The sequence below is a fragment of the Dictyoglomus sp. DH genome (assembly GCF_055181375.1).
The window spans coordinates 1750736-1772692 of record NZ_CM143706.1 but is presented as its reverse complement, the minus strand read 5'-3'; the positions used below and the strand labels follow the sequence as shown (position 1 = coordinate 1772692).

At 32.0% G+C, this 21957-nt stretch carries 21 protein-coding genes and 1 tRNA gene; 13 read left to right on the top strand and 9 right to left on the bottom strand.

Annotated elements, in window-relative coordinates:
• Positions 1-131: 131 nt before the first annotated feature.
• Complete coding sequence (locus ACY3JJ_RS08880; protein WP_463091674.1) at positions 132-1055, top strand: cation diffusion facilitator family transporter; 924 nt, start codon at positions 132-134, stop codon at positions 1053-1055.
• Positions 1056-1062: 7 nt separating this feature from the next.
• Here ACY3JJ_RS08880 and ACY3JJ_RS08875 read toward each other — a convergent pair whose 3' ends face one another.
• The gene (locus ACY3JJ_RS08875) at positions 1063-1257 is read right to left on the bottom strand and encodes a DUF6485 family protein (RefSeq protein WP_463091673.1); all 195 of its coding nucleotides are present in this window, start codon (positions 1255-1257) and stop codon (positions 1063-1065) included.
• Positions 1258-1308: 51 nt separating this feature from the next.
• On the opposite strand from ACY3JJ_RS08875, the gene ACY3JJ_RS08870 reads away from it, so the two are divergent.
• On the top strand, positions 1309-2292 hold the full coding sequence (locus ACY3JJ_RS08870) for a radical SAM protein (protein ID WP_463091672.1): 984 nt from the start codon (positions 1309-1311) through the stop codon (positions 2290-2292).
• On the opposite strand, the gene ACY3JJ_RS08865 is transcribed toward ACY3JJ_RS08870, so the two are convergent.
• Positions 2281-2784, bottom strand: a complete 504-nt coding sequence (locus tag ACY3JJ_RS08865) for a ribonuclease H-like domain-containing protein (protein ID WP_463091671.1) — start codon at positions 2782-2784, stop codon at positions 2281-2283. The genes ACY3JJ_RS08870 and ACY3JJ_RS08865 overlap by 12 nt on opposite strands.
• On the bottom strand, positions 2781-3815 hold the full coding sequence (locus ACY3JJ_RS08860) for a LacI family DNA-binding transcriptional regulator (RefSeq protein WP_463091670.1): 1035 nt from the start codon (positions 3813-3815) through the stop codon (positions 2781-2783). Before ACY3JJ_RS08860 ends, ACY3JJ_RS08865 begins: the two co-directional genes overlap by 4 nt.
• A 277-nt stretch (positions 3816-4092) precedes the next feature.
• Here ACY3JJ_RS08860 and ACY3JJ_RS08855 point away from each other — a divergent pair, with 277 nt between their 5' ends.
• The 9 genes from ACY3JJ_RS08855 (at position 4093) to ACY3JJ_RS08815 (ending at position 14562) form a co-directional block, all read left to right on the top strand.
• Complete coding sequence (locus ACY3JJ_RS08855) at positions 4093-5076, top strand: ABC transporter permease (protein ID WP_463091669.1); 984 nt, start codon at positions 4093-4095, stop codon at positions 5074-5076.
• A gap of 10 nt (positions 5077-5086) precedes the next feature.
• On the top strand, positions 5087-6226 hold the full coding sequence (locus ACY3JJ_RS08850; protein ID WP_463091668.1) for an ABC transporter permease: 1140 nt from the start codon (positions 5087-5089) through the stop codon (positions 6224-6226).
• 13 nt (positions 6227-6239) lie between these two features.
• On the top strand, positions 6240-7238 hold the full coding sequence (locus ACY3JJ_RS08845; protein WP_463092605.1) for an ABC transporter ATP-binding protein: 999 nt from the start codon (positions 6240-6242) through the stop codon (positions 7236-7238).
• Complete coding sequence (locus ACY3JJ_RS08840; RefSeq protein ID WP_463091667.1) at positions 7235-8245, top strand: ABC transporter ATP-binding protein; 1011 nt, start codon at positions 7235-7237, stop codon at positions 8243-8245. The genes ACY3JJ_RS08845 and ACY3JJ_RS08840 overlap by 4 nt, the downstream gene beginning before the upstream one ends.
• Positions 8246-8264: 19 nt before the next feature.
• Positions 8265-10181: an ABC transporter substrate-binding protein gene (locus ACY3JJ_RS08835; protein ID WP_463083358.1), complete on the top strand. Its 1917-nt coding sequence runs from the start codon at positions 8265-8267 to the stop codon at positions 10179-10181.
• A 99-nt stretch (positions 10182-10280) separates the two neighbouring features.
• Positions 10281-11102, top strand: a complete 822-nt coding sequence (locus ACY3JJ_RS08830; protein ID WP_463091666.1) for a carbohydrate binding domain-containing protein — start codon at positions 10281-10283, stop codon at positions 11100-11102.
• Positions 11103-11162: 60 nt separating this feature from the next.
• Positions 11163-11825 (top strand): carbohydrate binding domain-containing protein, encoded by a 663-nt coding sequence (locus ACY3JJ_RS08825; protein WP_463091665.1) that lies wholly within the window; start codon positions 11163-11165, stop codon positions 11823-11825.
• A 107-nt stretch (positions 11826-11932) separates the two neighbouring features.
• A complete protein-coding gene (locus ACY3JJ_RS08820; protein WP_463091664.1) occupies positions 11933-13342 on the top strand; it encodes a DUF4388 domain-containing protein in 1410 nt (469 codons plus the stop codon).
• Positions 13343-13380: 38 nt separating this feature from the next.
• Positions 13381-14562, top strand: coding sequence for an MFS transporter (locus ACY3JJ_RS08815; protein ID WP_463091663.1), 1182 nt, complete (start codon positions 13381-13383; stop codon positions 14560-14562).
• On the opposite strand, the gene ACY3JJ_RS08810 is transcribed toward ACY3JJ_RS08815, so the two are convergent.
• The 5 genes from ACY3JJ_RS08810 to ACY3JJ_RS08790 all read right to left on the bottom strand — a co-directional run bounded on the left by ACY3JJ_RS08810 (position 14554) and on the right by ACY3JJ_RS08790 (position 19053).
• Positions 14554-15237, bottom strand: a complete 684-nt coding sequence (locus tag ACY3JJ_RS08810) for an anaerobic ribonucleoside-triphosphate reductase activating protein (protein ID WP_463091662.1) — start codon at positions 15235-15237, stop codon at positions 14554-14556. The two genes, ACY3JJ_RS08815 and ACY3JJ_RS08810, sit on opposite strands and share 9 nt — an antisense overlap.
• Entirely contained in the window at positions 15209-17092 is a 1884-nt protein-coding gene (locus ACY3JJ_RS08805) for a ribonucleoside triphosphate reductase (protein ID WP_463091661.1), read from the bottom strand. Before ACY3JJ_RS08805 ends, ACY3JJ_RS08810 begins: the two co-directional genes overlap by 29 nt.
• A gap of 22 nt (positions 17093-17114) precedes the next feature.
• A complete protein-coding gene (gene nrdR, locus ACY3JJ_RS08800; protein WP_463092604.1) occupies positions 17115-17567 on the bottom strand; it encodes a transcriptional regulator NrdR in 453 nt (150 codons plus the stop codon).
• A gap of 201 nt (positions 17568-17768) precedes the next feature.
• Positions 17769-18875 (bottom strand): TIM barrel protein, encoded by a 1107-nt coding sequence (locus tag ACY3JJ_RS08795; RefSeq protein ID WP_463091660.1) that lies wholly within the window; start codon positions 18873-18875, stop codon positions 17769-17771.
• A gap of 89 nt (positions 18876-18964) precedes the next feature.
• Positions 18965-19053, bottom strand: a tRNA-Ser gene (locus tag ACY3JJ_RS08790).
• Between the two features lie 102 nt (positions 19054-19155).
• On the opposite strand from ACY3JJ_RS08790, the gene ACY3JJ_RS08785 reads away from it, so the two are divergent.
• Together ACY3JJ_RS08785 and ACY3JJ_RS08780 are read left to right on the top strand one after the other, a co-directional pair.
• Positions 19156-19551 (top strand): hypothetical protein, encoded by a 396-nt coding sequence (locus ACY3JJ_RS08785; RefSeq protein ID WP_463091659.1) that lies wholly within the window; start codon positions 19156-19158, stop codon positions 19549-19551.
• Positions 19552-19581: 30 nt separating this feature from the next.
• Positions 19582-20550, top strand: a complete 969-nt coding sequence (locus ACY3JJ_RS08780) for a GGDEF domain-containing protein (RefSeq protein ID WP_463091658.1) — start codon at positions 19582-19584, stop codon at positions 20548-20550.
• Positions 20551-20553: 3 nt separating this feature from the next.
• Here the strand turns inward: ACY3JJ_RS08780 and cysS are convergent, their stop codons facing one another.
• Entirely contained in the window at positions 20554-21951 is a 1398-nt protein-coding gene (cysS, locus tag ACY3JJ_RS08775) for a cysteine--tRNA ligase (protein ID WP_463091657.1), read from the bottom strand.
• Positions 21952-21957: the final 6 nt, after the last annotated feature.

Here is a 21957-nt window from a genome sequence, read left to right as displayed (position 1 = left end):
CTTATATAATCCTTTCAAGGAAGATCAGGCTATAAAGCCGGGCCTTGTAATCTAAAGGCAGCAAGCTTTGTTAATATGCTTGCAGGACTTCCTGCGAAATGCAGGAATTTTTGTTTTTAGGAGGATAAACAATGAAAAAATTCAATGCCTGGCTTTTTGAAAAAATATTTTCTAAAAAAGAAGTTGATAGAAGGTATGTAGGATATTTAGAAGGTTGGATAAGTGTGGTAGGTAATTTGATTCTTTTTCTCTTTAAATACTTTTCTGGTATATATTTAAGAAGTATTGCTCTTATAGCTGATGCTTTTCATTCTCTTTCTGATGTTTTAACTTCTATCATCGTTGTCCTTGGCTTTAGATTAGGAAATAAACCTGCTGATAAGGAGCATCCTTTTGGCCATGGCAGGATAGAAGAGATAGCCACCCTTGTAATAGCTATTCTTCTTATCATAGTAGCAATTGAGCTTGCTAAAGAATCTTTTGAAAGAATTTTACATCCTCAGAAAGTTAGTTTTAATCTTATGGTTTTTCTATTACTCATAATTTTTGCAATTTTTAAAGAATGGATGGCTAGATTTTCTATTTTTCTTGGAGAAAAGATTGATTCATCAACCCTAATTGCTGATGCATGGCATCACCGAAGTGATACTATTGCTACTATTCTTGTGGCTCTTAGTCTTGTTTTTGCAATGTTTGAATGGTATATCTTAGATGGTATTTTAGGATTGATTGTTTCGTTGTTAATTTTTTTAGTTGGTTTTGATTTGATTAAATCTTCTGCTAATTTTCTTATAGGAGAAGCCCCTAAATTGGAGTTTATAAGGAAAATAGAAAGTATTGTATGTTCTATACCAGGTGTTTTAAACTATCATGATATATCAGTCCATGATTATAAAAATCAAAAAGTAATAACTATACATATCGAGGTAGAAAATAATCTTACCGCAAAAGAAGCTCATGAAATTGCTTTGAAGGTTCAAGATTCTATAAAGAAAAATATTGAAAATTCAGATGTTGTGGTTCATATTGACCCGAAAGGAGAAAGGGAGGATTAGATCCTCCCTATTTATACAAAGAAAAGAATCTTCTTATAGATCTGTCATAAGTTCTTTCTACTTCGGGAGGAAAATAACATGCTGGAAGCTCTCCATGACTTCTGTGATATGCTAAACACTCACAACAAATACCTTTTCTTGGGCAAGGCTCGTAAGTACAATTACATTTATTTAAATTATTCTGTATTTTACATTCAGCCATCAGAAATCACCTCCTTTTATACATATTATATCAAAATATAGAGATTTATTTATGGGTAAAGAATTTTCTTTCCAATGGCATTTAACAGATCTTTGTAATCTTAGATGTAAGCATTGTTATCAAGATAGTTATGATAATAGAAAAGATAAGTCTTTTGATGACATTAAAAAGATCCTTTATAATTTAGTGGATTACTTTGAGAAGCAAAACTTTGAGACTGTTAGCATCAATTTAACGGGTGGTGAACCTTTTTTATTCCCCCATTTAATTCCTCTTTTAGAAGAAATTGAAGGGATTCAGGTAATTAAGGATGTTAATATAATAACTAATGGTGTAAATTTTAAAGATGAAAATCATCTTAAAAAGTTTAAAAAATTAAAATACTTAAAAGTTTCTTTGGAAGGAGCGACAGAAAAAACTAATGACCTTATAAGAGGAGAAGGGGTTTTTAAAAGAGTTATAAGTAATCTTGAAAATATCTCATATCCTTTTCTGTTAATGTTCACTTTAGCAAAATATAATTTCAAAGAGTTGGATCTGATGTACAGGCTTGCAGAAAAAGTAGGAGCAAAGGGCTTTATACTTGAAAGATTTATTCCATTAGGCGAAGGAAATAAGATTAAAGAAATGGTTCTTTCTTATAAGGAATGGTATGATGTAGTAGAAAGAATTTCATTTTGGAGTGATGGTGAAGTTGAAGACCTCATACCCTATAAAGCTTTTTATGTTGATTTTGAGAAAAATACTATCTGGGGAGCTTTGTGTAATTTAGGAGAGTCCTGTGCTATTATGCCGAATGGAGATATATACCCTTGTAGGAGACTACCTTTGATTTTGGGAAATGCTTTATATGATGATTTCAGTATAATTTATGAAAAGATTGTAAAATTTAGGGATAATTTTAGTAGAAATAATTTAAAGGGAAAGTGCCGTTTATGTTCTGAGGCTGATTGTATAGGTTGTAGGGCCTTGACTTATTCCTTTTTTGATGATATATATGCTGAGGATTTCCAGTGTTGGAAATTACAAATTTAGTGGTAGTAATTTTTCCTTCAATATTTTAAGGTTTATCACATCTTCACGATTGTATTCTAATAACAATCTTAAAGCGTAGATGTCTCCATATTCTATATAATGATTCCATAAGATTATAGCCATCTTACCATCTATATTTTTTAATTTTCTTGTGATACCTAATTTTTCCTCAATTCTTTTTAAGCCTCCGTATAAACCCCTTTTCCAACATGAATACATTAAATCCTTATGGTATATATGTTCTTCAAGATCAAGACCTAATTTTTCCTTTATGAAAGGTAAATCAAAACGAGATCCATTATAAGTATACAATGTATGAGCTTTTTCCAATAAAATCATGATATTATAAGCTGTTATTTCAGGACCAATTAGTTGGTAAAAATATTCTTCATAATCGTTTTCCAAAAGTATACCTACAACTGTAATATAAGATGATACAGGATTTAACCCTGTGGTTTCAATATCTAAATAAGCATTATATATTCTAATCATATTTTTTTAGGGGGAGCACATGATTCTCTTATTACTAATTTGGTGGGTAGTATAACCTCCTTTTTCTTTTTTCTGCCTCTTTTAAGCCTTTCAAATAAAAGTTTTACAGCTGTTTCACCAAGTTCGTATGCTGGTTGATATACAGCTGTTAGAGGAGGTGAAAAATATGGGAACCATTCCATATCATCAAAAGATATTAATGATAGATCAGAAGGAATTTTTACTCCTATTTCAGTAATCCTTTTTAGTGATCCTAACACCATTAAGTTATTACTTGAGAAAATAGCTGTTGGTGGATTTTTTATGTTTAAAAGATAGTTTGTTCCTTCATAACCACCCTTTTCTTTAAAGTCCCCTTCATAAATTAAATTGTCATCTTTTTTAATATTATTATCTTCTAAAGCCTTAAGATATCCCTCTAATCTTTCATACCCTGTAGTAGTGTCTAATGGTCCTGTAATTATACCAATTCTCTTATGTCCTAAACTTATTAAATAATTTATAGCATCATAAGTACCTTTCACATTATCTACTAAAACCACATCTTCATCTAAGCCTTCTATTTTCCTATCTACTAAAACAATTGGTATATTTTTTTCCCTAAATAAATCCAGATTTTCTCTTGTTTCACTACTTTTACTTGGAGTAATTATTAATCCATCTACTCTTCTACTAAATAGCACTTCTATATATTTTTTTTCCTTTTCTACATCTTCATCAGAGTTACATAATATTAGGTTATAGTTAAATTTTGTGAGGTAATCCTCTACGCCCCTAACAACCTCTGGATAGAATAGGTTTGTAATATTAGATATTATTAATCCTATGGTATTAGTTATTTTTTTTCGTAAACTACTAGCTAAAATGTTAGGTCTATATCCTAAAGTTTTTATGGCTTCATATACTCTTTCTCTTGTTTCTTTTTCCACATATCTTGTTTTATTTATCACATGAGAAACAGTACTAATGGAAACTCCCGCTAATTTAGCCACATCTTTCATTGTTGGAGATTTTTTTTCTTGTCTTCTCATATGCTTCCTTCTCTCCTCAAAATTTTTTATTTTTTTTGTCGGTTTGTTTTATTCTAAATTTTTTTAATAATTCTTTCAAGAAGGAATATAAAATTGGAACCATTTTCTTAGTTTTTTAATGAAACTTTTCTTTAATATTGACATAAAATAAAATTTAATTTATATTATAAGAAAACGATTGCAAAGCGTTTTCTTGATGTGAATAATAATAAATCCAAAGGGGTTTTTTGAACACTACGAGTTTAATCCTTGGAATAGATTGAAAGGGGGAAAAGAGGTGAAGGAATATATCATTAAAAGACTTCTATATATGCTATTAACATTGTTTTTTATATCTGTAATTGTTTTTGTAGTGATACAACTTCCTCCAGGGGATTTTCTTACTTCTTATATAGCTCAACTTGCTACAAGTGGTGAGTCTGTAAATCTTGAAACAATTGAAGCTTTAAAAAAACAATATGGTCTTGATAAACCTATATGGGAGCAATATTTATTATGGATATGGAATGTGTTACATGGAGATTTTGGTAGATCTCTTTTATATAATAGACCAGTAAGTGAACTCATAGGAGAAAGGCTTGCAATAACCTTTGTTATTTCTTTATTTACACTTATCTTTATATGGGTTGTAGGATTTTTAATTGGTACCTACTCTGCTACTCACCAATACTCTTTTGGAGATTATTTATTCACCTTTTTAGGATATATTGGTCTCTCTGTACCTGCTTTTATGGTTGCTTTAATATTGTTATGGGTAGCTTATGCTTATTTTGGGCAAAATCTTACAGGACTTTTTTCATCTGAATATTTAGAAGCTCCTTGGAGTTTAGCAAAATTTTTAGATATGCTGAAACATATATGGGTTCCAGTAGTGATTATTGGACTTGCAAATACAGCGGGAATGATAAGAACTCTAAGGGCTAATCTTTTAGATGAATTGAATAAGCCATATGTATTAACAGCAAGAGCAAAAGGACTTCAAGAATGGAAAGTAGTATTTAAATATCCTCTTAGAGTAGCTTTAATTCCTTTTATAAGTACTGTTGGTTGGTCACTTCCGTTTTTGGTTTCAGGAGCTGAGATTACAGCCATTGTATTAAATTTACCTACCTCAGGACCTTTGCTCTTAGAATCTTTAAGAAATCAGGATATGTATTTAGCTGGTGCATTCCTCCTTATGTTAAGTTGTTTAACCTTATTGGGTACATTTATCTCAGATATTCTTCTTGCATGGGTAGATCCAAGGGTAAGGTATGAATAGGAGGGATAATATGTCAGAGATGGAAAAGAGAGAGGAAATAATAGAAGAAAGTTATATAGAGAAAGAGGAAAAAATTTATGTAGCTTCTCAATGGAAACTTATGTGGTGGAGATTCAAAAGAAACAAATTGGCTATTTTGGGAGGTATAATATTAATAATCTTTTATATAATTGCAGTCTTTTGTGAATTTTTTGCTCCAAGTGATCCCTATAAATACGATGTTCGTTATGTACTTGCACCACCTCAAAAAATTCATTTTGTTGATGAAACTGGCTTTCATTTGAGGCCATTTGTATATGCATATAAAATGGAGGTTGATCCTAATACCTTAAAAAGGATCTATAAAGAAGATAAATCCAAAAAGTATCCTATTAAATTTTTTGTTAGGGGCCATGAGTATAAAGTATTAGGTTTATTTAAAAGTAATATTCATCTATTTGGAGTAGAGGGAGATGGACACATATTTTTATTTGGTACTGATAGCTTAGGTAGAGATGTATTTTCTAGGGTAATATATGGTACGAGAATTTCTACTACTGTGGGTCTTGTAGGTATTTTTTTAAGTTTTATTTTTGGAATAGTGATTGGGGGTATTTCAGGATATTTTGGTGGTCCTTTTGACTTGCTTATTCAAAGAGTTATAGAAATTTTAAGAAGTATACCAACATTACCTCTATGGATGGCACTTTCCGCAGCTGTGCCTGCTAATTGGTCTCCTGTAAAGGTTTATTTTGCAATATCCATAATACTTTCTTTTATTGGTTGGACAGGACTTGCTCGTGAGGTAAGAAGTAAGTTTTTGTCTTTAAGAGAGGAAGATTTTGTTATAGCTGCAAAATTAGCTGGAGCTAGTGAAAGGAGAGTTATATTTAGACACTTATTGCCATCTTTCTTAAGCCATATTATAGCTTCTTTAACCCTATCAATACCCAGCATGATTATTGGAGAGACATCTCTTAGTTTCTTAGGCTTAGGTATAAGACCACCTGCTATTAGTTGGGGGGTTCTAATACAGGATGCTCAAAACTTTAGAACTGTGGCATTGGCTCCTTGGTTACTCCTTCCTGTTTTGTTTGTAATATTAGTTGTTCTTTCTTTTAATTTTGTAGGAGATGGTTTGAGGGATGCGGCAGATCCTTATGCGAGATAAGGAGGAATAAATGATGGATAAATTATTGGAAGTAAAAGATTTAAGAACGTATTTTGTGTTAGAAGAGGGAGTGGTAAAGGCAGTTGATGGAATTAGTTTTGATATTAAGCATGGAAAAACTCTTGGGATTGTTGGAGAATCGGGTTGTGGTAAAAGTGTTACCGCCCTTTCCATATTAAAGTTAACTGGTCCAAGAAGTAAAATTCAAGGGGAAATCTTTTTATATAGAGATGGAGAAATTATTGATCTGGTAAAGTTAGATCCTAAGGGAAACGAAATTAGAAGTATAAGAGGGAAAGAGATTGCTATGATATTCCAAGAACCTGGAGCCTCTTTTTCTCCTGTACATACTGTGGGGGAACAGATTATAGAGGCTATTATGTTACATCAAAAGCTTGACAAAAAGTCTGCGAGAGAAGCAGCAATTGAGTTAATGAGGATTGCAGGAATTCCAAGACCAGAATTGAGAATAGATGAATATCCTCATCAATTCAGTGGTGGAATGTTACAAAGGGCAATGATTGCTATGGCTTTATCTTGTAGACCAAGATTATTGATAGCGGATGAACCTACAACTAACTTAGATGTGACAATTCAAGCTCAAATATTAGAGCTTATGAAGGAATTACAGAAACAATTTGGCATGGCAGTTATGATGATAACCCATAACTTAGGAGTTATAGCAGAAATGGCAGAAGAGGTTATAGTAATGTATCTTGGAAAGATAGTGGAGAGTGGTTCGGTGGAAGATATATTCTATGACCCCTTACATCCTTACACGAAAGCCTTATTGGAATCTATTCCTAAAATAGGAAAGAAAGTTAGGGGAAGATTAAAAGCTATAAAAGGAATTGTTCCTGATCCTTATAATATGCCAACTGGTTGTTCATTTCATCCAAGATGTCCACAATTTGTAAATGGTTTATGTAATGTAAGAGTTCCAGAATTAAAAGAAGTAAAACCAGGACATAAAGTGAGCTGTTTACTTTATGGAGAGGTGGAAAAGTCATGAATGGTATCCTTTTGGAAGTAAAAAATTTGAAGAAATATTTTCCTGTGACAAAAGGCTTCTTTAAAAAACAGATTGCAACGGTTAAAGCTGTAGATGATATTAGCTTTTTTGTAAGGGAGGGAGAAACCTTAGGGCTTGTTGGTGAGTCTGGTTGTGGAAAAACTACGACTGGTAAAGTAATATTGAGGGCATATGACCCAACAGGAGGAGATGTTATTCTTCATGTTGATGGAATATCTATTAATGTGGCTAAGCTACCCAATAATGAATTAAATAAAGTTAGAAAATATATGCAGATGGTCTTTCAGGATCCTTTTAGATCTTTGAACCCAAGAATGACTGTTAAAGAGATTATTGGAGAGCCGCTTCTTGTAAATGGGATTGCAAAGGGTAAGGAGTTAGAGGAACGGGTAGCGGATTTAATGAGGAAAGTTGGATTAAGACCTGAATATATGAGAAGATATCCTCATGCTTTTTCTGGTGGACAGAGACAAAGAATAAGTATTGCAAGGGCTTTGGCTCTTAAGCCTAAATTAGTGGTTTGTGATGAACCAGTTTCTGCTCTTGATGTTTCAATTCAGGCCCAAGTATTGAATCTTCTTAGAGATTTACAAGAAGAATTTCATTTAACCTATCTTTTTATATCTCATGATTTAGGAGTAGTAGAACATATTTGTGATAGGGTGGCTGTTATGTATGTAGGTAAGATTGTAGAATTGGCAAGGACAGAGGAAATCTTTGAAAAACCAAGACATCCATATACAGAAGCTTTACTTTCTGCTGTTCCGAAACCTGATCCGAAGATGCGAACTCGTAGAATTTTATTAAAGGGAGAAGTACCTGATGCTTCAAACCCTCCTTCTGGATGTTATTTTCATCCAAGGTGTAATTATGCTAAGGAAATATGTAAGGAGGTGATGCCAGATTTAATTGATATAGGTAATGAACATTACGTGGCTTGTCATTTTGCTAAAGAACTTGACTTGAAGGGTATTCCAATTGTATAGATGAGAGGGGGTTAAAAAGATGAGATCCATAAAAATATTATCTCTCTTGTTAATATTCTTGTTAATCTTCGGAAATACTATTGTAGGACAAAAGAAATACAATGAATCACCTATGCTTTCGGCTCTTGTAAAAGAAGGAAAACTTCCACCAGTAGAGCAAAGATTACCAAAAAATCCAATTGTTGTAAAACCTCTTGAAGAAGTTGGTAGATATGGAGGTACTCTAAGAAGAGCTTGGACAGGACCTGGTGATAGATGGGGTATTGCTAAAATATGCTATGATGCTAACAATTTAATGAGATGGGCTTCTGATAGTAAGACGATTCTTCCATGGCTTGTAGAGAAATATACTATTTCTAAGGATGGTAGGATATTTACCTTTAAGTTAAGAGAAGGATTAAAATGGTCAGATGGCCATCCACTTACAACTGATGATGTAATTTTCTGGTATGAAGATGTAATAGGTAATGAGGAGCTTACTCCTACATTCCCATCTGCTTTTGTACAGGATGGGGTTAGAGCAAAATTTGTTAAGGTTGATGATTATACTTTTAGAATAGAATTTAAAAATCCAAATCCGATGTTTATTTATACCTTCCCAACCCAAGGATGGTTTATTGATAATTCAAAAGGATCTTTTAGCTTTTATGCACCAAAGCATTATCTCTCTCAATTTCATCCTAAATATACACCAAAAGACAAATTGGAGGCTATGGCCAAACAAAAAGGTTTTAATAAATGGTATGAGCTATTCCAATTTATGATTGATTATATACAGAATCCAGATTTACCTACCATGTCACCTTGGAAGATTGTGAGCAAGAGTCCTAATGAGCCAGTATTCGTTATGGAAAGAAACCCTTATTATCCAGTAGTAGATACCGAAGGGAACCAATTACCATATATTGATAGAGTAGTACACTACCTTGTTAGTGATGCAGAAATGATAAATATGAAGGCTATAGCTGGAGAGATAGACTTTCAAGCAAGACATATGAGGCTTCCCAATTATACTTTATTCATGCAAAATAAAGATAAAGGAAATTACAGGGTACTTGTTTGGAGGACTGGTACAGGGGCAGATCCTGCTATATATCTAAATCAAAATATAAAAGATCCTGTAAAGAGAAAACTATTCCAAGATGTAAGATTTAGACAAGCTTTATCTCTTGCTATTAACAGAGAAGAAATTAATAAGATTCTTTACTTTGGTTTAGGAGTACCAATGCAGGCAGCTATTCCACCTGGAGCTGCATATTATGATGAGACTTGGGCAAAAGCTTATGCTCAATATGATCCTGGGAGAGCTAAAATATTGTTAGATGCAATGGGTTTAAAAGTTGGGAAAGATGGATTTAGATTAGGTCCAGATGGGAAACCAATTGAGCTAATAGTAAGTTTTACTACATATCCAGGAAGTGCTAATATGAGCACAATGGAGCTTATTAAGAGCTATTGGGAGGCTATAGGTATAAAAACTATAGTTAAACAGGTTGATAGAAGTTTATATACCACAAATTGTAATTCAGGTGATATAGAAATTGGTGTTTGGGTTATGGATCGTATGAGTAATGTGGCTATAAATGCAGGAAGATTACTTGGAACATGGACAGATGGTCCTTGGGCACCTCTTTATGCCAGATGGTATTGGACTAAAGGACAAGAAGGAGAAGAACCTTCTGGAGATATTAGAAAAATATATGATCTATGGGATGAATTTAATAGAACTGTGGATGCAAGAAAGAGAGATACAATAATAAAGCAAATCATAGCTTTACATAGAAAGAATATTTGGATTATTGGAACAGTGGGAGGATTGCCTCAGCTTGTAATAGTAAAGAACAATTTAAGAAATGTCCCATCTGGAATACTATGGGATGATCCTTATAGATCTGAACTTAACTCATTCCCAGAACAATTTTTCTTTAAACAATAGAATTTTGAGGGAGAAGGGAATTATATCCCTTCTCCCCCTTTCTATATTTTTCTAAAACGTTTATACAAACTTTTTTAAATAAAGGGGAGGTGCAAAGAAATGTTTAAAAAGTTATTAGTCCTTTGTTTATTATTCTGTATCTTTATTCTAATTGGGGGCTGTACTCCAAAGACATCATTAGAGGGACTACCTGAAGCACCTTCTAATTTAATTGCTGAATTAGTAGATCCCATATTAACTGAGGTAAGAGTTAAACTTGTATGGAAGGATAATTCTAATAATGAAGATGGGTTTATAGTAGAAAGAAAAACAAGTAGTGGTCAATATGAATCAATAGCGCAATTAGAACCTAACACGACCTCTTATATTGATGATAGTGTTTCCCGTAATAGTGTATATTCTTATAGAATAAAAGCTTATAATGATAAGGGTAGTAGGATATCGAATGAGGTTCAAATTGAAGTTCCAATTGTTAGCACAAGTTTTGAGGACGAAACCATTCAATCTTGGCAACCAAGGGGATCAGGGGTATCTATAAATATAAATTCTGATGTGGCAAAATATGGAAATTATTCTTTATTCGTATCTGGTAGAAGCAGTAGTTGGCATGGAGCTCAAATACCTTTACTTTCTCAAGATGGAGTACAGTATTTGCAACCTGGTAATACTTATAGTATAAAGGTATGGGTTTATCAAAATTCTGGATCAGAGCAAAAAATAACTCTGACTATGCAAAGAAAGGATAATGATGGAAGTACAAACTATGATACTATTGTCTGGCAAAAGAATGTACCTAATAAGACATGGGTAGAGCTTTCGGGTTCTTATAATGTACCTACTGATACAATAGAACTTTTACTTTATGTTGAATCGCCAGATCAATCTTTGTCCTATTACATAGATGGTTTAATAGTAAAGTAGGAGAGAGGAAAAACAATTTCCACCATTTCTAAAAATTTATAAACAAGGGAGGTACCGAGTATGAAAAGGGTCTTTAGTATCTGTTCTTTATTGATAGTATTGTTTTTTATTGCTGGCTGTGCTAAGGCTCCTATGTCTAACACAGAACAAAATCAAATTTTAGAAGAGATTAATAAAGAGGTTGCTTCAGTACCGAATATTCCTAACGCTTTAATTATCACAACTTTTGAAAGTTCCAAAGAAGAAGGATGGACAGCAAGAGGGGATAATGTGAAGATCTTAGTAACCGATAAAGAGGCACATACAGGTAAGTATAGTTTATATGTCTCTGGAAGAAGTGCAGGATGGCATGGCGCTCAGATTCAGTTAAAGGATATATTAAAGCCAGGTAAGGTTTATAGCATATCTGTATGGGTAATGCAAAAATCTGGATCAAGTCAGTATTTAGGCCTTACTATGCAGAGAAAATATGATACCGATTCTAACACTCAATATGATTGGATAAAGCATGAAAATAACGTACCTAATGGAAAATGGGTAGAGCTTTCTGGTACTTATGAGATTCCTGCTAATGTTTCTATTCTTGATCTTAGCTTATATGTGGAGGCTCCATCAAATACTTCTCTCGATTTTTATATTGATGACCTTGTGATTGTAGAAGGGAAGAGTGCCTTTAGAATTACTCCTAAATTATTCGAATTGGTAGCAAAGGTTATTAAATAATTTATAAAAAGAGAAATTTTAAATTTATCTTAAAACTATGTTATAATATATAGGGGAAAGCTGAAAATGCTTTCCCCTTTAAAAAAATAAGGGAAGAGGAGAGGACTATGAGTTTAAATGGAGATTTGAAAAGTGTTTCATTATGGGAAGTTCTTGAGATTTTATCCTTTAGTAGAAAAACAGGAAGACTACAGTTAACGCATGGTACTAAAAAGACTGATGTCTATTTTGAAGAAGGTAGAATTAAGCATATTAAAGCAGATAACTGTGAAGATAATGATGCTATATTAGGACTTGCTTTATGGAAAGAAGGAAATTTTACTTTCTTTCAAGATGAAAAAGCTCCTAAAGCAAACTTAAGTTTAGATCCTCTCCATATACTTGTAGATGTGTCAAGAGATATTGATCTTATTGAATATTTAGGTGATCTTATCTTTCTACTTATTAATATTACTAACCTCAATGAAGAAGAAAAGTATGTAGGAATGTTATTTGATGGACTTAGACCTGCAAAGGAAATTATTTTGAACTCTCCTTATGGTGAAGCAAGGACTTTGAGAATTGTTGAGAAACTTAGAAAGAATAGAAATCTTTTAAGAATAGATGAAAATTTAAATCTATTTTGGGTTTATATATTCTGGAGATATTTTGTTTTTACTCTTGAAAAGGAAAATGAAAGGGATTTTCGTAAAAAATGGACAGATACATTGAATAGAATGCCATCTGCCTATAAACTTACTTTTGAAATTCTAACTCGTGATAGAAAAGTAGAATGGTTTAATATATTTCCTTTAATTAGGGATATTCCAAATTCTGAATTTTTTTCAGTAATAAAGGATGTTTTCCATTTTATAGAAAGTTATAGAAAGCTTGAGATTAACAATGTTATTGATACGGGAAAAATCTTGTTTCTTAGCCAAGAATTAGAACCTTATATGGAGAAGGTGTATGTACCTATAAAACATAGTGAAATTATTGAAGAAAATATTGTTCTTTGGTCTTTTGATGGTAAGAGAGTTTTAAGAGAAATGCTTGATATTTTACCTTTTGGTGAACTAAGAAAATTACAACTTGTAAAATCAGTAATTGATAAAAAATTAGTTCTACCTTTAGGAGATAATTTAAAACTTGATTTTTTGAATTATTTCTTTAATTTCTGGCAAGATATACTTATAAATTTAGAAAAGAAGGGAAAGGCTGAGGAATTTAAAAAAGATTGGGATAAGTTCATATATGAAAGTCTTTCAGATGTAAAGCATCTTTTCTCTCATCTAACTTTTGAAGCTAAGCCTAATTCCCCCTATTTTTATAAAAATGTAGCCAAATCGCAAGAAGATGAATTAAGAGCGTTTTTAAGAGAAGCTCTTAAGGTAGTGTATGATTTTGCAATTAAAGTACTTTCTAGGGAAGAAATAGAGGAGGTAATTAATAACGTGCTTAAGAACGTTGAGAGATTTTCTTCTCAACAGGTAAAACTTGCTGTTGCTAATTTATTAAATGAGACATATATAAAATAATTTTTTTTAACAGCAAGAAATGGTAAAATTACCTTATTGTGAAAACAATAAGCTTAAGTTTATTTATAAGAATTGTTGTTCTTATAAGCCTGGGTGGTATTAGTTTTTCTTTTTTCCAGGCTTTTAGGAGCTTTTCGTTTGTATTTTTTGTAAATAAATTTGTTTCATCAAAGACAGAGATTGGTATTTTGCTTTCTCTTGGAAGCTTTATAGGGATAGTTGTACCCCCATTAATTGGATATTTATCAGATAAACTTAGGAATTTTCTTAAAGGAAGAAAAATTTTAATAATATTTTTTCTAACTTTATTTCTTTTTTCTGTTTGTGGCCTTGAAAATGTAAAAGACATATCCAGTTTGTATCTTTATATAACTTTCTCTTTTATGTTTTTTTATTCTGGTTTTTCCATTTATCAAGCTCTAATTCCCGATCTGATAGCTAAAGATACATATGCCCGTGCTACAGGTATAATAAATTTTACGTCTCAATTTTTTCAAGGTTTATATATATTTGTCGTGGTTATTGCCCATGCATCTAATTTAGTATTTAAACTCCTTAAATATGGGACGTTAGTTTCTGCATTTTTTCTATTATTTTTACCTGAAAAACCAGGTGATAGTAAAAATGAAAATCTAAAATTAGATTTGGAACTCTTTAAAGGAAGGTTTTGGTTTTTACTATTTTTCCTTCAATTTTCCATTTGGTATGGAGTTTCATCGGTTAGTTCATTTATTCTTTTATTCTTTCAAGATGCTCTTTCAGCTTCTATTAATGATTATATGGTAGTACTTGCTATTTTTGGAATTTTAACTGTCATTTCTACGTTTGTATCTGGTTTTCTTGCTGATAAATATTCTAAAGAAAAACTTTCTGTTTTTTCTTTATTTCTTTTTGGATTGAGTAGTTTTTTATTTTCTCAAACCTACAGGATTTTTCATGCTTTTATTGCATCTATAATTTATGGCATTAGTTTAGGGTCTTTAATGGTTATTCCTTATAGTCTTATTCTTGAATACATACCTAAGGGAAAAGCTGGAAGTTTTGTGGGTGTTAATACTCTTGTGATTTCTATTGCACAAGTTTTGGCATATTTTACTTCTGGAATGACTATTGATCTGGGTGGATATAGGATTAATTTCTTGCAGGGATTAATTTCTTCTATTCTTGGGCTTTTAATTCTAAAAGAGATTAAAAATAGTAGATTAAAAAATTTATCTTAAATTTCCTTTTGACAATATACTGAGCTCCTTTAAATATTCTTTGGAGTAAGGAGATAGGTTTCTATAATTATGATCTAAAGTTTTTTCAGGTTTGAAGGTTTGTAAATAGTAAGGCACATCTTCAATAATATTTTTTATCTCTATAATATCTTCTTTTTCTACAATATTTGGTACTACAGTAGTTCTAATCTCAAAGTTAATGTGGCTTTCTTTTAATATTCTTAAAGATTCTTTTATCTTATTTACATATTTTTTGGCTAATTCTTCTGAAAGTCCTATTGCCATAGCATATTTTGATGGTGATGTTTTAAAGTCCATAGCCACATAATCAACTAATTTGCCTTTGATTAGTTCTATAAGCATTTTAGGATTTGATCCATTTGTATCTAATTTTATGGAATATCTTTTTCTTTTTAATTTAAATAAAAAGGAAGGAAGATCCTCATTTAGTGTAGGCTCCCCACCTGTTATTACAATCCCCTTTATCATTTTTTTTCTTCTATCAATTTCCTCTATTATAAAATCTTCAAAATAAGTACCTTTTTTCCTTGTAGATATAAGCTCAGGATTGTGACAGAAGGGGCAACGAAAGTTACAACCCTGAGTAAATATAACAAAGCTTGGTTTACCAGGATAATCTACGAGACTAAATCCCAGGTAACCTGAGATTTTCATGTTTTCTCCTCTCCTTTAATGTCAACGTGAAGGTTTTTCTTAATTTAAACTCTTCTTGTTTTCCTTTATTCCAACTTTTAACAGGTCTGTAATATCCTACTACTCTTGAATAAATTTCTGTTTCTTTTCCACAAGTAGGGCATTTTTCGTAATTTCCTCTAAGATAACCATGTTCAGGACATATGCTAAAGGTGGGAGTTAATGTGAAATATGGCAATCTATAGTTATTTGTGATAAGTTTTACTGCCTCTTTTACCATTTCTATATCTTCCAATGCTTCACCTAAGAATATATGCAATACAGTACCACCTGTATAGAGACTTTGGAGCTCATCTTGATGTTCCAATACTTCAAAAGGATCTGCTGAATAATCAACAGAAAGTTGAGTAGAATTGGTATAGAAGGGTTCTTTATCTCCCGAGGTATAAATGTCTGGATATTTTGACTTATCTATTCTTGCTAATCTGTAGGATGTACCTTCTCCAGGAGTAGCTTCTAAGTTGTAAAGATTATTAGTTTCTTTTTGATATTCTAAAAGTTTCTCTCTCATAAATTTAAGAACTTTTATAGCAAATTCCCTTCCAGCTGATGTATCTATACCTTCTCCAAGTAAATTTACACATGCCTCATGCATACCTATAAGTCCAATGGTGGCAAAATGATTTCCCCAATATTGTCCTGTTAACTCATAAACTCCAGAAAGATAATATTTGGAATAAGGATATAAATTTTTATGTGTGAGATCTTCTATTACATTCCTTTTTATTTCAAGGCTTTCTTTTGCAAGATCCATTAGATAAGATAGTCTTTCAAAAAATTCTTCTTCATTTTTAGATAAATATCCAAGTCTGGGCATATTTATGGTTACCACACCAATACTTCCTGTAAGGGGATTGGCTCCAAATAATCCGCCACCTCTATGTTTTAACTCATCCACGTTTTTATTATTTACATTTAAAGAAAAACTTAAGGCTCTTTGTCTTACCAAAGAGTTATCTAATCTTAATCTACAGCACATAGATCTTACATCTGAAGGATCCATATCTGAATTAACGAAGTTTGAGAAATAAGGAGTACCGTATTTAGCTGTCATTTCCCAAATTTTGGTTAAGTTTGACTTTTCCCATGGAAAATCTTTTGTTATGCTGTAAGTTGGTATAGGGAAGGTAAAGATTCTCCCATTGGCATCTCCCTCTATCATTACTTCTGCAAAAGCTTCATTTAAAAGGTCCATCTCTCTTTGAAATTCTCCATATGTAGCTTCTTTTCTTTCTCCTCCTATTATTACTTTTTTATCTTTTAAATCTTCTGGTACTACTAAATCAAAACTTAAATTAGTAAATGGAGTCTGAAATCCTGTACGGGTTGGAATATTGAGATTGAAAACAAATTCTTGCATTGCTTGTTTTACTTCTTTATAGGTGAGATTATCATAGGCAATAAAAGGAGCCAGCAATGTATCAAAATTTGAAAAAGCAATAGCTCCTGCCGCTTCACCTTGAAGTGTAAACATGAAATTTACAATTTGTCCCAAAGCGGTTCTGAAATGTTTGGCTGGTTTGCTGGCAATTTTTCCTTCTACCCCTCCAAATCCTTTCAAAAGTAGATCTTCCAAATCCCAACCCACACAATATACTGAGAGAGATCCAAGGTCATGTATATGAAAATCTCCATTTTGATGAGCCCTTGCTATCTCTTGAGGATAGATTTCTTCTAACCAATATCTTGCTATAAGAGAAGAATAAAGATAATAGTTTAAGCCTTGGAGAGAATATCCCATATTTGAATTTTCGTTTACTCTCCAGTCTTCTCTGTTTAAGTATTCTTTTATAAGATCATTCAGATTACTAATCATTTTTCATACCTCCTCGCTTAGTTTATGCTTTTTTCATTTGAGAAAGAAGTTTTGCAAATTCTTCTAAGGAACTAAACTCTTGATATACAGAAGCAAATCTTACATATGCAACTGCATCTAAATCTTTTAATTTTTCTAATACCATTTTCCCTATTTCTTTTGAGTAAATTTCACTTATTCCTTGTTTCTTTATGTCTCCTATAATTTCATCAATAATAGCTTCCAATTTTTCATTATCAATATTTCTCTTAACCACTGCTCTTTGTAAACCTGCTAATAGCTTATTTCTATCAAATGGTTCTCTTCTACCATCCTTTTTGATTACCATAATAGGTTTTTCTTCTATTCTTTCGTAGGTGGTGAATCTTCCCTTACATCTTGGACATACTCTTCTTCTTCTTATTACTCTTTGATCTTCTATTTCTCTTGTATCAATAACAGAAGTGTTTTCATGGTTACAAAAAGGACATCTCATTTCTATACCCCCACTAAATATTGTGGTTATATTTATATCACAACTCAATATATAGTTCAAAGGAGAAAAAACTGAGATATGAGGATTTTTTTACCAAAAAATTTTAAATTATGAGTTATTTTATGAGTTTTTGACCATAAGTTAAAAAAAGGTTAAAAAAGAGGGGGAGAAATATTTCTCCCCCTCTTAATGAAGATCTTCTTATTTGTGGTTTTCTGCTAAGATTAATTCTAATTCACCTCTGTGATTTTCTGGATCAAAGTAGCACTCAACGATTCTTTCGTGAGGTAATCTTTCAATTCTCTCATTCATAATGTTGAGGACTTTTGTATTGATTTCTATTGCTTTTTGTACAGGCATTCTTTCAGGATTTATATCAATTCCAAAATATCCTTGATAACCTACCATCTTTAAAGTATAAAGCAATGCTTCTGTAGAATCCCAGTCAACTACTCCCACATTTAGGTCTTGGTCGTAGTTTCCGAGAGGTTGGCTGTTCCAGTGAGTGTGGAATAATCTACCTTCTCTTGCAACTCTGGCATAGGCATAAGGAAGATCCTCAAATCCCATTCTGACATGACCCACCTCTGGATTTAAACCTACTAAAGCATGTCCTTCATTTATTAGTTTGAGATTTTCAGGGTTTTTGAGTCTTGACTCTATGTCTCTCGCAGCTAATATTCCATCAGCAGTAGTTCTATAAATGTTATTTGGTGCTGGTTCATAAGGTTTTGGTTCAATAGCAACTTGTACTCCTGGTACTTCGTCCATAGCTTGGGCTACTAATTCTTCAAAGGTATCCCACATATGATAGTAAAGGTGTCCATAAGAATAAGTATATCCATCAATTCCAGGCCATATTATACAAATATCTGCGTTAGCTTCTTTTACCAATTTTAAACCGTTTACTAATCTTTCATAGGCTACCTTACGATATTTTTCATAAGGATTAGAAAGAGAGCCAAATTCAAATATTTTATCGTAAAAAAGGCTTAAAGGAACAGCAACAAGTCTTATTCCAGCTTCTTTTTCGAGTTTTTTATAAAGATGAAGATTCTCTTCATTGACTTCTGCAGGATAGTGAGCTTCTATTCCCTTCACTCCATATTTAGCCATTTCAGCAGCCATTTCTATTCTTTCTGGAATACTTTTTTGTTCTACGTAAGGTTCATGGAATCTGCCACCTCCAGGAGTGAAGTACCAGATACCCACTGAAAATTTAAGATCTAATTTGAAGGTTTGGAGATGTTTAAGAAGTTCCTCTTTATTCCTCCTAATCTTTTGAGAACGATGATCTACAAAGGGCATAATTTATTACCTCCCTATTATTAGTTTTTAAAATATTTTACAATAAGAGATCTATTTAGGCAATCGTTTTAATAGTAATTAAAATAATATGGCGGAGAGGGTGGGATTCGAACCCACGAGGCTTTGTCAGCCTACTCGCTTTCGAGGCGAGCGCCTTCGTCCACTCGGCCACCTCTCCTTCAAGAATATTTTAGCAAAAACTTATGATATAATCTATTTAATATGGAAAAGGAAATGGATAAGGAGGATAGAGAAAATAAAGCTGAGGACTAAAATAGTATTGATTTTAGTAATTTCTAATCTTTTTATTTTCCTTGTTTTTATCCTCGGAGATATACTACTTGTAAAAAACGTTTTTAGGGAAAATGTAAACAAAGAAACTAAAAATATCCAAGTCTTATTTAGTAAATTGGTGGAAAAAGAAAAGAAGATTTTAGTTGTTAATCTAATGGATTATATTTATTGGAGGGATTTGGGAGAAAAAGGGGTTAAGAGGAGAGACAAGGAGTTTTTAGAGGCAAATATTAATCCATGGGTTAAGAAAACCCTTAAATATGATGTGATTCTTTTTACAAAAGATGGAGAAATTATCACTTCTTCATTCCGTAATATCCCAAAAGATTTTCTAAAAGAAAAAGGAAAAGAGGTAGAAGTTTTCTTCTATTCTTATAGATAAAAGGTATTTCTATGTGCTGTAGGCCCGGTGATGAGTGATGATAAAAGATGTTTTTATGATGCTTATTTGTTGTTTGCAAAACCTATAGATGAAGGGATAATTAGAGAATGGGAAAATTTTTTAGATGCTAAAATAACGATTTTAAATATGGGAAATGTTAGAGAAGAAAAGTTAAGAAATTATTATGAGTATCCATCCTATCATATTGAGATTCCTTTAAGTGAAAACATATTGGTTCATATAGAAAAAGAGAGCAAGATTATATATTTAATATATAGATCATCTTTAATAATGCTTATATCATTTGCTCTTTTTATATTAATATCATCTCTTTTGATTTCCCAATTTCTGATTTCCTGTATAATGAGACCTTTTGAAAAGTTAGTACTAATAGCAAGGGAAATAGAAAGGGGAAATTATGATGTGGATTTTGATATTCATAGAAAAGACGAGATAGGCGATTTTATGAGGGCTTTTAAAAATATGATAGATAAGATCAAGATAAGAGAAGAAAAGTTATTAATAGAAAGAAATATTATGGAAGAGATAGCTTATTTGGATGTTTTAACTCAAACCTACAACAGAAGATATTTAGATGTTATTTTCAAAGAATTAGTAAATAAAAATATTTCTTTTTCTCTTGTCTTTGTTGATATGGACAACTTTAAGGATGTTAATGATAAATTTGGTCATGATGTAGGGGATCAAGTACTGAAAGAAGTAGTAGAATTTTTTAAAAAGAATTTTAGATCTGGAGATGTAATTATAAGGTTTGGAGGAGATGAGTTTTGTATTATTCTTATAAATACAACAAGAGAAGTAGCAGAAAAGATTATGAAAAGAACTCTTTGTGATTTTAAAGAAAGATTTTCAAATATTGATGGGATAAATTTAGAATTTAGTTTTGGTATAGCCTCTTACCCTGAAGATAGCAAGTCCTTAGATGAATTAATAAAGATTGCAGATGAAAGAATGTATAGAGATAAAGAAAAGAAATAAAAATTATTTATTAAGGATTGTAGCTTTTTTGATTCGAGGTCCTTGGGGTGTATCCTCTATTATATAACCTCTTTGTTTTATTTCTTCCCTAATTTTGTCAGCTTTTTCCCAATTTTTTTCCTTTCTCGCTTTTTCTCTTTCTTCTAAAAGTTGCCAAATTTCTTCAGGTACTTCAATTTTAACTTCTGGAGGATTATCTAAGGATAATCCGAATACTTTATCAAATTGAATAATTGTAGCTCTCTTAACCTCGGGTGCTATTTTATCATCTTTCACAAGTTCCCATAAAATGGCAAGTGCTTTTGGTATATCTAAATCATCATTTATGGCTTGATGAAATCTTTCTTTATACTCTTTGTCATAATCAGCTTCTATCTTGGGATATCTTTTCATATTTTCATAAAGTCTATTTAGAGCTCTTTGTGCCCCTTCAAGAGCTGACCATGTAAATCTTAAAGGACTTCTATAATGAGCGGTAAGACAAAAATATCTATATGCTAATGGATGATAACTCTTTTCTTCCAGATCTGATAATGTAAGAAAATTACCTTCGGATTTTGCCATTTTCTTTTCTCCCATAATGAGGAATTCTCCGTGCAACCAATATTTAGCCATAGGCTTGTCATATGCAGCTTCAGACTGTGCTATTTCATTTGTATGATGAATAGGAATATGATCCACACCACCACAGTGGATATCAAAGGGTTGTCCTAAATATTTTGTAGACATAACTGAGCATTCAATATGCCATCCAGGAAAACCTACTCCCCATGGAGAATCCCATTCCATCTGCCTTTTTACATCCTTAGGAGAGAATTTCCATAGAGCAAAATCAGTAGGATTTCTTTTTTCAGGGTTAAATTCTACCCTTGCTCCTGGTAGAAGCTCTTCTAAATCTTGTCCTGCTAATTTACCATAGTCAGGCACCTTTGAGGTATCAAAATATATTCCATCAGATGTTCTGTAGGTGTAGCCTTTTTGTTCAAGGATTTTTATAAGTTCTATAAAGTCAGGTATATGATCTGTTGCCTTACACCAGATAGTTGGTTCCAAAATATTTAATTTTTTCAAATCTCTTTTGAAAGCCTCGGTGTAAAACTCTGCAATTTCCCATGCACTTTTTCTTTCCTTTTTTGCTTCCTTTTCAATCTTATCTTCTCCCTCATCAGCATCAGAAGTAAGATGTCCTACATCAGTTATATTCATTACATGAGTTACAATATAGCCGTTATAAATCAATACTCTTTTTAAAATATCCTCAAAAATATAGGTTCTTAAGTTTCCTATGTGTGCATAGTTGTAAACTGTAGGTCCACAAGTATACATTCCCACATAGGGTGGGTTTATTGGTTCAAACTTTTCTTTCTTCTTTGTTAATGTATTATAAAGGTACAAGTCCATAGTGGT

Coding starts and splice junctions, on each gene's coding strand:
- ACY3JJ_RS08880 (WP_463091674.1), top strand. CDS start 132: ATGAAAAAATTCAATGCCTGGCTTTTTGAAAAAATATTTTCTAAAAAA.
- ACY3JJ_RS08875 (WP_463091673.1), bottom strand. CDS start 1,257: ATGGCTGAATGTAAAATACAGAATAATTTAAATAAATGTAATTGTACT.
- ACY3JJ_RS08870 (WP_463091672.1), top strand. CDS start 1,309: ATGGGTAAAGAATTTTCTTTCCAATGGCATTTAACAGATCTTTGTAAT.
- ACY3JJ_RS08865 (WP_463091671.1), bottom strand. CDS start 2,784: ATGATTAGAATATATAATGCTTATTTAGATATTGAAACCACAGGGTTA.
- ACY3JJ_RS08860 (WP_463091670.1), bottom strand. CDS start 3,815: ATGAGAAGACAAGAAAAAAAATCTCCAACAATGAAAGATGTGGCTAAA.
- ACY3JJ_RS08850 (WP_463091668.1), top strand. CDS start 5,087: ATGTCAGAGATGGAAAAGAGAGAGGAAATAATAGAAGAAAGTTATATA.
- ACY3JJ_RS08845 (WP_463092605.1), top strand. CDS start 6,240: ATGGATAAATTATTGGAAGTAAAAGATTTAAGAACGTATTTTGTGTTA.
- ACY3JJ_RS08840 (WP_463091667.1), top strand. CDS start 7,235: ATGAATGGTATCCTTTTGGAAGTAAAAAATTTGAAGAAATATTTTCCT.
- ACY3JJ_RS08835 (WP_463083358.1), top strand. CDS start 8,265: ATGAGATCCATAAAAATATTATCTCTCTTGTTAATATTCTTGTTAATC.
- ACY3JJ_RS08830 (WP_463091666.1), top strand. CDS start 10,281: ATGTTTAAAAAGTTATTAGTCCTTTGTTTATTATTCTGTATCTTTATT.
- ACY3JJ_RS08825 (WP_463091665.1), top strand. CDS start 11,163: ATGAAAAGGGTCTTTAGTATCTGTTCTTTATTGATAGTATTGTTTTTT.
- ACY3JJ_RS08820 (WP_463091664.1), top strand. CDS start 11,933: ATGAGTTTAAATGGAGATTTGAAAAGTGTTTCATTATGGGAAGTTCTT.
- ACY3JJ_RS08810 (WP_463091662.1), bottom strand. CDS start 15,237: ATGAAAATCTCAGGTTACCTGGGATTTAGTCTCGTAGATTATCCTGGT.
- ACY3JJ_RS08805 (WP_463091661.1), bottom strand. CDS start 17,092: ATGATTAGTAATCTGAATGATCTTATAAAAGAATACTTAAACAGAGAA.
- nrdR (WP_463092604.1), bottom strand. CDS start 17,567: ATGAGATGTCCTTTTTGTAACCATGAAAACACTTCTGTTATTGATACA.
- ACY3JJ_RS08795 (WP_463091660.1), bottom strand. CDS start 18,875: ATGCCCTTTGTAGATCATCGTTCTCAAAAGATTAGGAGGAATAAAGAG.
- ACY3JJ_RS08780 (WP_463091658.1), top strand. CDS start 19,582: ATGAGTGATGATAAAAGATGTTTTTATGATGCTTATTTGTTGTTTGCA.
- cysS (WP_463091657.1), bottom strand. CDS start 21,951: ATGGACTTGTACCTTTATAATACATTAACAAAGAAGAAAGAAAAGTTT.